The sequence below is a fragment of the Enterococcus sp. AZ191 genome (assembly GCF_051713845.1).
Taxonomy (GTDB): Bacteria; Bacillota; Bacilli; order Lactobacillales; family Enterococcaceae; genus Enterococcus_B; species Enterococcus_B durans.
The window spans coordinates 1,521,573-1,535,142 of the sequence record NZ_JBIOQS010000001.1; the positions used below are offsets into that span (position 1 = coordinate 1,521,573).

At 37.3% G+C, this 13,570-nt stretch carries 13 protein-coding genes and 1 pseudogene; 11 read left to right on the forward strand and 3 right to left on the reverse strand.

Features of this window, described 5'->3' with window-relative positions; all coding sequences use genetic code 11:
- Positions 1-606: 606 nt before the first annotated feature.
- The 3 genes from IGI47_RS07345 (at position 607) to IGI47_RS07355 (ending at position 4,247) form a co-directional block, all read left to right on the forward strand.
- Positions 607-1,713: a hypothetical protein gene (locus IGI47_RS07345; RefSeq protein ID WP_438783796.1), complete on the forward strand. Its 1,107-nt coding sequence runs from the start codon at positions 607-609 to the stop codon at positions 1,711-1,713.
- Between the two features lie 83 nt (positions 1,714-1,796).
- Positions 1,797-3,851 (forward strand): QWxxN domain, encoded by a 2,055-nt coding sequence (locus tag IGI47_RS07350; protein WP_438783797.1) that lies wholly within the window; start codon positions 1,797-1,799, stop codon positions 3,849-3,851.
- A gap of 21 nt (positions 3,852-3,872) precedes the next feature.
- Entirely contained in the window at positions 3,873-4,247 is a 375-nt protein-coding gene (locus IGI47_RS07355; RefSeq protein ID WP_438783798.1) for a hypothetical protein, read from the forward strand.
- A gap of 308 nt (positions 4,248-4,555) precedes the next feature.
- On the opposite strand, the gene IGI47_RS07360 is transcribed toward IGI47_RS07355, so the two are convergent.
- Together IGI47_RS07360 and lexA are read right to left on the reverse strand one after the other, a co-directional pair.
- Positions 4,556-4,774, reverse strand: coding sequence for a hypothetical protein (locus IGI47_RS07360; RefSeq protein ID WP_311929937.1), 219 nt, complete (start codon positions 4,772-4,774; stop codon positions 4,556-4,558).
- 152 nt (positions 4,775-4,926) lie between these two features.
- Positions 4,927-5,550 carry a transcriptional repressor LexA gene (gene lexA / locus IGI47_RS07365; protein WP_005875859.1) on the reverse strand — a complete coding sequence of 208 codons (624 nt, stop codon included), beginning with the start codon at positions 5,548-5,550 and terminating at the stop codon, positions 4,927-4,929.
- 146 nt (positions 5,551-5,696) lie between these two features.
- Here lexA and IGI47_RS07370 point away from each other — a divergent pair, with 146 nt between their 5' ends.
- From IGI47_RS07370 to IGI47_RS07390, 5 genes are all read left to right on the forward strand, one after another.
- Positions 5,697-5,948: a DUF896 family protein gene (locus tag IGI47_RS07370; RefSeq protein ID WP_311929938.1), complete on the forward strand. Its 252-nt coding sequence runs from the start codon at positions 5,697-5,699 to the stop codon at positions 5,946-5,948.
- 100 nt (positions 5,949-6,048) lie between these two features.
- On the forward strand, positions 6,049-8,043 hold the full coding sequence (gene tkt, locus IGI47_RS07375) for a transketolase (RefSeq protein WP_438783800.1): 1,995 nt from the start codon (positions 6,049-6,051) through the stop codon (positions 8,041-8,043).
- A 311-nt stretch (positions 8,044-8,354) separates the two neighbouring features.
- Complete coding sequence (locus tag IGI47_RS07380) at positions 8,355-8,630, forward strand: TraM recognition domain-containing protein (protein WP_438783801.1); 276 nt, start codon at positions 8,355-8,357, stop codon at positions 8,628-8,630.
- 552 nt (positions 8,631-9,182) lie between these two features.
- Positions 9,183-9,722 carry a hypothetical protein gene (locus IGI47_RS07385; protein ID WP_438783802.1) on the forward strand — a complete coding sequence of 180 codons (540 nt, stop codon included), beginning with the start codon at positions 9,183-9,185 and terminating at the stop codon, positions 9,720-9,722.
- Positions 9,719-10,060 carry an arsenic metallochaperone ArsD family protein gene (locus tag IGI47_RS07390; protein WP_142421712.1) on the forward strand — a complete coding sequence of 114 codons (342 nt, stop codon included), beginning with the start codon at positions 9,719-9,721 and terminating at the stop codon, positions 10,058-10,060. The genes IGI47_RS07385 and IGI47_RS07390 overlap by 4 nt, the downstream gene beginning before the upstream one ends.
- Before the next feature lie 108 nt (positions 10,061-10,168).
- Here IGI47_RS07390 and IGI47_RS07395 read toward each other — a convergent pair.
- Positions 10,169-10,285, reverse strand: a pseudogene (locus IGI47_RS07395) (type I toxin-antitoxin system toxin); the annotation flags it as partial.
- Positions 10,286-10,978: 693 nt separating this feature from the next.
- Here IGI47_RS07395 and IGI47_RS07400 point away from each other — a divergent pair.
- The 3 genes from IGI47_RS07400 (at position 10,979) to IGI47_RS07410 (ending at position 13,561) form a co-directional block, all read left to right on the forward strand.
- Positions 10,979-11,860, forward strand: a complete 882-nt coding sequence (locus IGI47_RS07400; protein WP_311929942.1) for a glucosaminidase domain-containing protein — start codon at positions 10,979-10,981, stop codon at positions 11,858-11,860.
- A 146-nt stretch (positions 11,861-12,006) separates the two neighbouring features.
- Entirely contained in the window at positions 12,007-12,933 is a 927-nt protein-coding gene (gene cysK, locus IGI47_RS07405; RefSeq protein WP_438783803.1) for a cysteine synthase A, read from the forward strand.
- Positions 12,934-13,132: 199 nt separating this feature from the next.
- Positions 13,133-13,561: a Fur family transcriptional regulator gene (locus IGI47_RS07410; protein WP_311929944.1), complete on the forward strand. Its 429-nt coding sequence runs from the start codon at positions 13,133-13,135 to the stop codon at positions 13,559-13,561.
- The last annotated feature ends 9 nt before the right edge of the window (positions 13,562-13,570 follow it).

A 13,570-nucleotide genomic window follows, 5' to 3' on the forward strand; every position in this document is an offset into this window, starting at 1 on the left:
TGTAAAAATTAGTTCAATGGCTTCTTTTCTCATCATTAAGATCCCTCTCAAAATTGCTTGTACGATTAATATAAAATAAAAGGACTGAAAACAACACTTCGAATTTAGGTGATTGTCTACAGGATACCATCACTTTTTTAAAAAAAAGAAATTATTGTTTGGATAATTATTTGCTTTTTCTGTAAGGTAGAGAACCTTTTCAAAGGTATCGTAAAAATAGTTCATTATGTTTTTGTTGGAGAATGAATTTTGAAAATAAACAGCTGATTTGGTTGCTGTTATAGCGATAATAGTGGGAGAAGTATGTTAAGCATACAAATTCATAAAAAGAAATTAAACCTGGTAAACTTCTAATTAATTGAATAAAATAATGTTATTTAGTTGTAGTTAACTCGTTATTTCTATATTTTGAAAAGGCATATCAAAATTTTCTATCCTATAATAATCGGAGATAGGAAAGCTTGAGTGTTTTCGGGGAAATTATCATTTTTATTATACTAAGACTCTTGAGTTTTACCTTAGAGAAGTTTTCAGCAGTTGGTAGTCTGAAATACGTTTAGATTTGGTTGAGCAGATTTGAGTTATTAATAAGAGAGGATGATGAAAATGCCCCAGACAGATTTTAGAGAAAAAACTGGTCGCTTCTACAATGAGATGAATGATGAGAGCTATAGTCCAAAGGTCACACAAGAAAAGTTGAATTGTATTGCCAATTCTATCGGGCAACAACCAACGCGTGAAGCCCTGTTATCTCCAACAGGGATACTTTATCTATTGAGTATCTTACAAAATTTCCAATTGCCTCCAGAAGGGGGACCAACGCAAGAAAATGCTGTTCAAGAAACTTCTGCAGCATTTGAAGCAAATACGGTGGTACAAACGAGGCACAAAGGAGAGCGAACAAAAATTGATTCCTTTCTATCAAGTTCTACGGTGAACACGACACGTATAAGCCAACCTACATCGCTGAATCGAACAGAAAAAAGTGGCGCTGAACAAGAAGCTTCATCAGGATCCCCAAATCATGGTTATTTTTTGACAGATGAAGTCCATAACCTGAGCCTGGAACTCCATAAGTTAGCCTATGGTATTAAGGAGCTTTCAAATTGTACGACAGAAAAAGAAACTTTTCAGTTAGGTGGAACGATTGAAAAAACTCATTTTAATACGATTTGTCAAACAGCAACTGCTAAATCTAATAAAGTGAATAAACAGGATCCGACTCAATCAGAGGAGATCAAACACTTTTCTTTTGCAAGTTCTTCGGAAAAGAAAAAAAGGATAACTGGTTCTTTTTCAAGTGAAGAAGCTGCTCAAATGTTGAGAGAAAACTTTCAAGGATTCTTTGAAAAAGAACATGGACAGAGCTATAACGCTAACGAGAATGTGACGTCCCAGCAGGCATCTTTTTGGGAAGAACTGACTGAAACGTTTACTTCTTTTTTCAGTCAATTTGAGCAAACCACTTATACAGAACAACAGGCAGGTGCGCCAGGTGATTCAATTATGGATTGTTTTTTAAGTATGATGATGCGGACTTTTTCGGTTCACTATGAGAACCCGGAGTCAGTGGCTCAACAAGCGAAACATGATGTGGGATGGTTGCTTAGTTCACACGCTTCAAATTACTCAGGAACTACAAAACCACCGAAAAGTAAGTCATCGGGGCCAAAAAGTAAACGTCCAACTTCGGAAAAAATGAGTTTGCTCTAAAAGATAATGAGGCAGATTTTTTAACAAAGCTAGGTCATCTAACGAGTGAATTTGCAACCACGCTGGATGGTTTCGTCCAAAGAATGATTCCAACCCTCGGTGCTGAAGCAAAGCCACTTTCCGTGCCATCGATACCAACTGAAGCAACTTCAATAGACGAACAAGCTGATAGGACAGTATCTCCAAGCATTGACCTTGAGACAAAACAAGTCCATGAAATCAATGAAATCATCGTAAATAATCGGATTCCTTCGAGTCGTTATCAAGAACCTTTGCCGATATTCTTTTATGATCACGACCTTTTTCAGAAAAAAAATGAAACAAGGAACGTAAATAAAAAGCTTAAAGAATTTTTCATAAAAGAAAAAATAGCGAATGACACAACTCCGGATGTGGAACTACTAGACATTGCTCAAAAATGGATTGGAAATAAGGATTTAGATAAGTTAGAAAGAAAACAATTCTTGACATACCTTATCCTTAAACATTATGGAGTAGAAAACGTGAGATGGGGTGAATTTGTATCTACTAGCAGCTCACAGAACCTTTTCCTCCAATGGCAAGCTAACACATTGCTAGAAGATTATACATATAAAGAAATCACTGATGAAACAGTTCAACATGATCTTTCTGAATCAGAAAGCATACTGGTCACTTCTTTTAGTCAGTATAAAAAAGAAAGTGATCAACTATACGTGACGTTTATCAATGATTTGCCAGAAAAAATACCTAAAAATCACCCCCTTTCACCTATTTATTATGATGAAGCTTTATTTAAGGCGCGCGAAAAAACAATGTCAGTGAATGAAGCGGTTTTGCAGTTTCTTAATGAACAAAACTTTTCGAAAAATATCCAATTGCCAAACGAACTTGCGCGAACGCTGCAAGAATGGATTCTTGCGGGAGAAAATTACAATTGTATTATCCAAAGACAGCGTCAAGTCGGTGAATTGCTTTGCAAAGAGTACGGAGTAACTATTGGAGAGCTGTCTCCTATTCAGGCACGGCTCTTGTTATTGCAATGGGAAAACAATAATATGCAGGCAGGTTACCACTTCAGAGAATTCAATGGACTTATGGCAGGAGAACAAAGAGGAAATGGAACGAGGGAGCCAGTTGAAACGATTGATGTCAACCAAAAAATCGATATTTTTCTTCGTGAAAATGGGATTCAACGAGCAACTAATCACACGAGTGATTCAAAGGAAGAAAGACATTTGCTCCTTGATCCTCAACAAAAAGAGAGGCAACGTGAAAAAATCATCTCTTTATTAGCTGAAAAAGGAATTGTTTGTGAGAAAGATAACCCTCATAAACTGTTTAAAGAGGTGATGCATTGGTTATTACACGAAAATGAGAACCCGAAACTAGAGCCTGTTGACGATGGGATACATGAAGAAACAAGACCAGAAACCATGTATGTGACTAAAATCAAACAATTTGCCAATGTCCTTCTTAACGAAAAAGAAGATGTCCTCTCAGAAGAGACAGCGAGTGAGATCGTTAAAAATTGGGTGGACGAGACATTAGAGGATCTTAGCTTGTTAGAAGAAAAGAGTAAAGAAAAGGGAGAGACTAAGCTAAGACATGCTAAGAAATCACATTCGCCATGGAAATCCCCAAAATTGATGACTCAAATGAATCAGTTCCTGCAAAAAAAGGAGCTCGTACCAAATAAGAACAAATCAAGAGAAACGACAATGGTTGCTTTAGGAAAATGGCTCATACCAGACATGGATGAAGTGACTCTTCGTCCAGATAGGTTCCAGCCTTTAGCTAAAATGATTTTAAAACAATTGAAACTTTATGGGGGGAAAAATAAGGAGAAAATTTCAGATAAAGATGCCGAAGCCACTGTGATGAAGTGGGTATTTGAAAACGTCCTTGGCACTTCCATCGAAAGACATATTGCCCAACGAATTGCTTTTATTCCAGATCCAGGACCTGCGACACTTTCTATCAGCTCCCTTAGAACTCATCTTGAACGCAGTCCGTATGATCAGCACTATGGGCGCTTGTCAGTGGAGAAAATGAGTGCAGAAGGGCAACTTCCCTTTAAAAGATTATGGGAAATAGGACTCGAACGGATACTGCCTGATTACTTATTTGCATTTGATGAGCCTAGCGAGAGTAACTGAGACATTTCTGATTATGACGCATTGACACAGTTGATAGGTGCTAAACTAGTAGAGCATGCAGCGTATCAGCCAAACTTCAACAAATCAGAAATGCGCCTACTAGTTGACGATTTTTTAGAAACGACGGTCGAGGAGATTGAAAAGAAAAAAGTTAGCCTTGAAGCCTTACAAATCATTTCATTACCTGCATTATTGACGACTGCTCAAGTAGAGCCAGACTTATTACGTACAGCGTTGATTAAAGGTGATTATATGAAAGTTTCGCTTAGTGTCTTCGTTAGTTATTATAAGAAAGGCTATTTTAAGTTGATCGAACGACAGGCAGAAATCGATCATCTCTTTAAAGATTACCAAAACGCAGTACTTCATTGGCGTGGTAAAAGTGTATGCCAATAGGAAATAGATACAGTTGAAAGATATATGCTACCGGACATATCTATTGCTAAATGTTTCATTTAATAAACATTTTGAGCGCTATTGAATATATTAAATGGTAAAGTGCGGCGAGGAGATTCGATAAACATGCGAACTTGAAATATAAATCTGTAACATCCATATTTAAGAATAGGTGCATTATGCGGGTACGGTAAGACTTAACGAAGAGGCAATAAAATATGTGTTATTTGAATATGTTAAAAGCCAGCGTTCCAACGCGCTGGCTTTTAACAGGGGGGCTGGAAATAAACAGTCACTTCCTTGCTTCATCAGAAATGCCTGGAACTGTAGTAGGATTCTTGATAAAAGGGATCATCATGATGCCGACGTCGTTCAGACTGACGGTATTTCTTTTCATCCCACAACATGAACCACAAAGCAAATAACGGAACAAACACTAAAAGTGCTGGTCGAATACCAAAGTTACCAATAACAATACCTAAGAATAATACCATTAATACCAAGCCAAGACGTCTCATTGATTTCATGATTTCTCACCTCATTAGTTTATGCGAACAAAAGTTCGTATTTATAGTATACGAACTTTTGTTCGATTTGTAAAGAGGGAAGTTAAAAAATGAGCTACACCTTTTTACGGCACAGCTCATTGCTTTTATCTATTTTGAAAATTCATGGCATCCTAATAAATATGACTGCGGTAAAGACCTACTACGCGGCCGAGAATGGATACTTGATCCAAAATGATCGGTTCTAATAAATCATTTTCTGGCTGTAGGCGGAAGTGGTCTTTTTCCTTGTAGAACCGTTTGCATGTTGCTTCATCTTCTGCTGTCATGGCAATGACGATATCACCGTTTTGTGCAGTTTCTTGTTTACGGACGATCACGTTGTCTCCGTCTAAAATACCTGCATTGATCATACTTTCGCCACGGATCGTTAACATGAACAAACTTCCTTCTTCAGAAGAAAGATTAGGCGGTACAGGGAAAAAATCCGAAGCATCTTCGACTGCTAAAATCGGCTCCCCAGCAGTAACCACACCAAGTACGGGAATCGTGGAAGGTCGAACCCCGATTTTTGCCAATCCTTGTTTTGTCAATTCGATTGCACGAGGTTTTGTTGGGTCTCTTTGAATAAAGCCTTTTTTTTCAAGCCTTGCTAAATGGCCATGTACAGTAGAGGTAGAAGAAAGCTGAACGGCTTCCCCAATCTCTCTTACAGTTGGTGGATAACCTTTTCGAGACACTTGTTCATGGATATATCGTAAGACTTCGATTTGTCTAGTTTCAGTTTGTCGGGCCACAAGGTACACCTTCTTTCAATTAATAACTAAATCATATCATATAAAAGGTCTTGTTTCAAACAAATGTTCGTATTTATATTAGTTTATCCAGTTGTTTTTTTTTCGTTTTTTATATAATATGGAGTAGAGTAAAAGGAGGTCTCCATATGCTATCACCCGAAAAAATCGAGCGAATCAACGAATTGGCTCGGATAAAGAAAGAAAAAGGCTTATCAGAAGCGGAAAGAAAAGAACAATTAGAGTTAAGAGAAGAGTATTTAAGTGCCTTTCGCTCGGGAATGAGACATCATATTGAGGGAATGAAAATCGTCGATCCTGAAGGAAATGATGTCACACCAGATAAATTAAAAGAAATCCAGAAGAAAAAAGGCTTACACGACCGGGAAAACAACTTTTAGTAAAAAATACTAAAAATCATTGCTTTTTCTAGTGGTATCTTATAAAATAGTATGTGAGTAATAAAGGTAAAAAAAACCTAAATTAATAGGAGGGGTTATTTTGTTTGACAAAATCGACCAACTTGGCGTAAACACGATTCGTACATTAAGTATTGAAGCAGTTCAAAAGGCAAATTCTGGACATCCGGGGCTACCAATGGGGGCAGCACCAATGGCGTATGCACTATGGACAAAACATTTGAAAGTAAATCCGACTACTTCTAAAAACTGGGCGGATCGTGATCGATTCGTATTATCAGCTGGTCATGGTTCTGCGATGTTGTATAGCTTATTGCATCTGGCTGGTTATCAAGTTTCGATTGATGATTTAAAACAATTTCGTCAATGGGATTCAAAAACACCAGGACATCCTGAAGTTAACCATACAGACGGTGTCGAAGCAACTACTGGTCCATTAGGTCAAGGTATTGCGATGGCTGTAGGGATGGCAATGGCAGAGGCACACTTAGCAGCAACATATAACAGAGAAAACTTCAACATCGTGGATCATCACACCTATGCTATCTGTGGGGACGGCGATTTGATGGAGGGTGTTTCTCAAGAAGCTAGCTCAATGGCTGGTCACATGAAATTAGGAAAATTGATTGTTTTGTATGATTCAAATGATATTTCTTTAGATGGCCCAACGTCAAAAGCCTTCACGGAAAATGTAGGAGCTCGCTATGAAGCATATGGCTGGCAACATATTTTAGTCAAAGATGGCAATGATCTTGAAGCAATCTCTAAAGCAATCGAAGCTGCTAAAGCAGAGACAGACAAACCGACATTGATCGAAGTAAAAACAGTGATCGGGTATGGATCACCGAAAGAAGGTACTTCAGCAGTTCACGGAGCGCCAATCGGTGATGAAGGAATCAAGATGGCAAAAGGCGTCTATGGTTGGGAATATCCAGACTTTACAGTTCCTGAAGAAGTAGCTGCTCGTTTCCACCAAACAATGGTGGAGGAAGGCCAAAAAGCAGAAGCTGCTTGGCATGAAATGTTCAAGAACTATAAACATGCGTACCCTGAATTAGCTCAACAATTTGAAGATGCGTTTGCTGGGAAGTTGCCTGAAAACTGGGATGCTGAATTACCATCTTATGATGAAGGTAGCAGTCAAGCAAGTCGTGTATCAAGTAAAGAAGTGATTCAAGAGCTTTCTAAAGCAGTACCAAGCTTCTGGGGCGGTTCTGCTGATCTATCTGGTTCAAACAATACGATGGTCGTAGCAGACAAAGATTTCACTCCTGAACACTATGAAGGACGTAACATCTGGTTTGGTGTACGTGAATTTGCAATGGCATCGGCGATGAATGGTATCCAATTACATGGAGGCACACGTATCTATGGGGGTACATTCTTCGTATTCGTTGATTACTTGCGTCCAGCCGTTCGTTTAGCAGCTATCCAAAATACACCGGTAATTTATGTGTTGACACATGATTCAGTTGCTGTTGGTGAAGATGGACCAACCCACGAACCAATCGAACAATTGGCATCTGTAAGATGTATGCCAGGGGTTCACGTGATTCGCCCAGCTGATGGAAATGAAACTCGTGCAGCTTGGAAAGTCGCAATGGAATCAACGGATACACCAACGATCTTAGTATTGAGTCGCCAAAACTTACCTGTACTTCCAACGACAAAAGAAGTTGCGGATACAATGGTCAAAAAAGGTGCATACGTGTTATCACCAGCAAAAGGAGAAACCCCTGAAGGTATCTTGATTGCTACTGGTTCTGAAGTAGATTTGGCTGTGAAAGCACAAAAAGAACTTGCTGAAGCTGGCAAAGATGTCTCTGTTGTTTCAATGCCAAGTTTTGATCTTTTTGAAAAACAATCAGCGGAATACAAAGAAAGTGTCTTGCCAAAAAATGTCAAGAAACGCGTAGCAATTGAAGCTGCTGCTTCCTTTGGTTGGGAACGTTATGTCGGCACAGAAGGAACAACGATCACGATCGATCATTTTGGTGCGTCTGCTCCAGGAAATAAAATTCTTGAAGAATTTGGCTTCACTGTTGAAAATGTCGTTCGTACATTTGAACAATTATAAAAAACGCTGTGATATATTTGGCTAGAAAATAGTTCTTGTTTATATCGAGCAAGGCAAGATAGCAAAAGTAGGGTCATAAATGGCTTTAAATCAGCATTTTCATCCTATTGCTAAACTAGTGAATAGTGACTGACTACAAAGAATTGTAAATTAATAGGCCATATATTTGGCAAAGTTTTCAGCAGTCTCATTTTATATAGATACTGATGATCATTCGTTAATACAGAATTACAAAAAAACACATTTTTATTGAAATTGAAGCGACCCCTAAAGTTGGATTTTTGGTCTAACTTTTGGGAGTCGCTATTTTTATGGCAAAATACAGTTTCGAATTCAAAGTGAAAATCGTTCAAGAATACCATATTGAAGAAACTTTTGAGGGGCTGTTTAACCGAGCGAGAGCATTCAATGTAAAAACGATAGTAGTTATGCAAGTAATCGTGGATGTAACCAAAGTTTCCAAAGAATTATCCAAGCAAATACTAGGAAATTTAACTATTTTTTTGATCATGCGCACAGATGATGAGACAGCAAATGAATTATCAAAATTTATCGGTACAGATAAACAAGTGAAACAAACGAAGTAATGAGGAAGGACATACCGGAGAAAATTCAAATAATGCGGTCGATGAGTTCGTAATAAATCCAAACAAAATCAAACGTCTAAAAGATTTAGGTGGAATTACAGGTTTAGGAAGTATGTTTTTTTTAGGGAGAACGGAAGACAGTTTCCCACTAGTAACCGTTTAGTTATATTATCTGATTTTTATAAAGTGAGTATCGACTATCTATATGGACTTACAGATAACCGTGAGACAAAAAATAGACAAGAGATAGTACAAAGAAGGTGAAGTCGTAAAAATTAAGATAACATGCAATAAAAATGAATGCTTGTTTATTACCTAAACTAGAAACCGTATTTTTGAAAGGATATGTTATCTTATAGTCAATCTTGAATATTAATTAATAGCGTTTTATAGATATATTTAAAAATAAATGCCTAAGACGTTTCAAAAATGACACTAAAAACAACGACTAATTTAAAAATAACATTATTAAATTTATAATGTGTAGTGTATATTCAAAAATAGGAAAACGTTTTCTTGGTAATTAAATTAAAAAAGTAGGGAGTAAAAACGATGAAAAAATTATTTAGTGCGTTTTTTATTTCGATGTTTGTTTTTCTTGGAGTTGGAATTTCTGAAAATACGGTTGAAGCAAGCGTGGCTGTCGAACAAACAGGTGAAGTAGCGAAGACCTTTGATCAATTAACAGCAGAAGAACAAAGTTACTTCAAATCTAAAGGATTCGAGGAGGAAGATATTTTTTACACACAAAATATAGAGCCTAAAGATCCGAGAGCAAGATTTTCTGCAAATGTATTGTGGTTGACTGCTTCAACTAAAAGAGTTAATAATACTCAAGGACGGACAGAATATATTATAACAAGTCCTAATTCGGCGATGTATCGTATTTCTAATCGCTTGAGTTTAGGTAGTGCAACATCCTATACTCAAACAGTAAATCTAAATAATGCTTATGGTTATAGTGGAGGAATGTACTTTACGTTTACTGGAAAGAGACAATATTACAGTGTAAAATTAGCTATGCAAGTATATAACACATTTGGTGTAGGAACAGTTTCTTGTAGTGCGGGAGGATTGACGATAGGAAGATGATCATTTCTTACTATGCTTTAAATAGAAACAATGATGAAAAACTTTTTGTTTTTCAATCATTACACGAGGATACGATGTTAAAGGAATTTTATAATCGGACAAAAAGTAAACAGATAGAAACGAATTTATACTTTTTAAATGACTCTATCTTGCCTTTTATTAGTAATCCTAAAATTCTTTCTTTGTTGGAAACAAAAGATCTGGAAAGTTTACCGATTGTGGTCGTTGATGGGGAAATTGTAAAAATTGGTGCTTATTTAACCGTAGAAGAATTAGAAAAATTAACTGATATTGGAATAAGCGTTCAGAGGGATAATAATCAGGTGGATCAACCTTAAAATACTAACAGTAATCAATCTTCTTGGGCAATACCGTTTTAAGAACGGTGACCGTTAACTGTATATCTTAAAAAGAAATAGCAGGTCTCCGACTAAAGTGATCGCTATTTCTTTTTTGTCGTTTTTAAGCAACTTTACAACTAGACTAACCAAAGCAATGGTCTGAATTATTTCGTATGCAGACAAAAGGTTTCTCCCTTCGTAAGATTTTGGAAGTACGCATATACGCACCACCGCACTTTCAATGGGTAGGTCACCGTCATTAATCTTTACTGTCATATAGTATACTGTATTGAAGTATTATAAATACTTGGCCCTAAAGCATTTGGGCTATTTTTTTGCTATATATCAGGTGCTTCTTTAATTGCGCTCGCTGCAGAAAATCAATCTAAAAACGAAAAGAGTAAGTCAAAGTTCAAGAAATAAGAGCAGCGCGTGGGACAAAAGCAAGAAACACTTATGTCTCATTCTTTAAAAACGAATAAACGCATCTGTCCCAGCCTCGTTTTGTGTTCATAAGGAAAGAGTCATCAATGTAGTTGTTCTTACGTGCGAATAGATGATCAGCAAGGGTGGCTAGTGTGAGAATCAAGAAATGATGAAAACAGCGTGATTGGAGACGGCAAAAAACAGGAAAACTTTGTTCATCAAGGGAGCCGAATACTAGAAAACTTGACAAATGCTTCAAATTAGATTAAGTTGTTTCTTATCGCATCAACAGAAGGTGTTCGGTATTCTGTTTTACGATCGATTTATATTACGGATTATTTCGCTAATATTACTTAAAGATTACAAAAAGTAAATTTTTTAAGATTAGTTTGAGTTTCCTGAAATTTAAAAGTATAATTTAATTAATTAAGTTTGTTTAAAGATAGAAAATTTTATTTAGAGTTTTTTATTTTTTGAGGAGGAATTCGAATGCAAGAGCTGAAGACCCGCAGTGCCCGACACCAGAAAAGTAAAAGAACTTTGGTGATCAATAAAAAGGCAATTGCTCCTTTAGTAGGGACGACATTGCTCGTTGGGCCAATGATGGTTACAGCAGCACCACAACATGTACGTGCAGACGAACAAGCGCCGCAAAATACAACTGATCCTCAAGCATTTATCAATCAAATTGGTTGGTCTGCTTCAGAAGTGGCTGCAAGTAATGACTTGTACGCTTCTGTAATGATAGCCCAAGCATTATTGGAAAGTGCTTATGGAACTTCAGGATTATCCAGTGCCCCGAATTATAATCTATTCGGTGTAAAAGGTAGTTATGGTGGGCAGGTTGTTTATATGGCTACGCAAGAATATATTGATGGACAATGGGTAACGATGAATGAACCTTTCCGCAAGTATTCTTCTTATTGGGAGTCTTTCCAAGATCATGCGAATGTTTTACGTTCGACTAGTTTTTCAACTGGCGATTATCATTATTCTGGCGTATGGAAAAGCAATACGACTAGTTTCTATGATGCGACTGCCTATTTGACAGGTAGATACGCGACTGATCCTGATTATGGTACAAAATTGAACTCATTGATTAATACGTATAATTTAACTCGTTTTGATACACCATCTACCGGATCAACATCGTCTTCAACAAGTACTACAACGACAACAAGTACAACCACAACGACGACAACGAGCAGCAAATCAACTGCATCTTCTAGTGGTACCTATACGGTCGTTTCAGGTGATACTTTATGGGATATCGCCCAAAAGTACGGAATGTCTGTTGATGATCTAATGGCCAAAAATGGCATGACGATGTCCAACTATTCTTTACTAGTCGGTCAAGAGTTGAATGTGTAGCTTTACTTATTATTCATAAGCAAATAAATGTCTAAAATGATATTTCTTTGCTTTTTTGTATTATAATAGGAAAGACGAATTATTCGCCAGAAGCTTCTGATTTGTATTATGATAAAGAAGAAGACGAGATGAGGAGGAATATACACATGACACAATTATATCATTCAATTACAGAGTTGATTGGGAGAACCCCGATCGTCAAGCTAAATCACATGGTTCCTGAAGGATCAGCGGAAGTTTATGTGAAACTTGAATTTTTTAATCCTGGTGGCAGTGTGAAAGACCGGATCGCATTAAGTATGATTGAAAAAGCAGAACAAGATGGAATACTAAAACCTGGAGATACGATCATTGAACCAACCTCAGGTAATACTGGTATTGGGTTAGCCATGGTAGGGGTAGCTAAAGGGTATAAGGTGATTATTGTCATGCCTGAAACGATGAGTATGGAACGGCGGTTATTGATGAAGGGCTATGGAGCAGAATTGATTTTGACTCCAGGATCAGAAGCAATCAGTGGGTCGATCAAAGAAGCAAAACGCTTAGCAGAAGAACATGGCTATTTCATGCCACTTCAATTTGAAAACCCAGCGAATCCAGCAATCCATGAAAAAACAACAGGTCATGAAATCCAAGAAGCTTTTGGCATCAATGGACTGGATGCATTTGTAGCTGGAATTGGTACAGGGGGAACGATTACTGGGGCAGGTAGAGAGTTAAAACGAGTATATCCATCAATTGAAATCGTTGGAGTCGAACCTGCTGAATCTGCAATCTTAGAAGGAAAAGCAGCAGGACCACATAAAATCCAAGGAATTGGCACAGGTTTTGTTCCTGCTACACTAGATACTTCTGTTTATGATAAAGTAGTCGGTATCACAGGAGATGAAGCAATGGAGACTGCAAGACGTGTTGGAAGAGAAGAAGGCATTTTAGTCGGCATTTCTTCTGGAGCAGCGATTGCTGCGGCACTCAAAGAAGCAGCATCATTAGGAGAAGGCAAAAAGGTACTGGCTATCGTCCCTGATAATGGAGAACACTATTTGTCTACGCCCTTATATCAAGAACTTTGATAGAAAAAACAGTTGATGTTAAATAAGTGTTTAGGATAAAATAATAGAGTTGAAGGCGTAAAAAGAGAGAGCTATTCTTGATTTACGCCTTTTTTCGCAATATCATAAGTATTTTGAAATTTCTATTCACAAAAAGTAGATTTTAAAAAATAAAAATAGTATGATAAGACGAGAATAACAACTTTGGGGTGTTTAAAAAATGGAGAACAAAATAGTTGAAGAAGCAATAGGTAAGTTAAAAAAAGAAAATATACGAATTACACCTCAGCGGTACGCAGTGCTAGAGTATCTGATTGAACATCATTCACATCCGACAGCTGATGAAATTTATCGAGCTCTGGAACATCGTTTCCCAAATATGAGTGTAGCAACTGTATATAACAATTTAAGATTGTTTACTTCAATCGGGTTCGTACAAGAGATGAAATATGGGGACGCCTCTAGTCGATTCGATTTCAGTTCAAAACGGCATTATCATGTCATCTGTGAAAACTGCGGAAAAATTGTGGATTTCCATTATCCTGGATTGGAAGATATCGAAATGGCAGCGAGTCGTTTGACTGACTTTCAAATCAATGAACATCGTTTAGAATTATATGGTCTTTGCCCAGAATGCAAAGGGGAGTAATCTTGGATT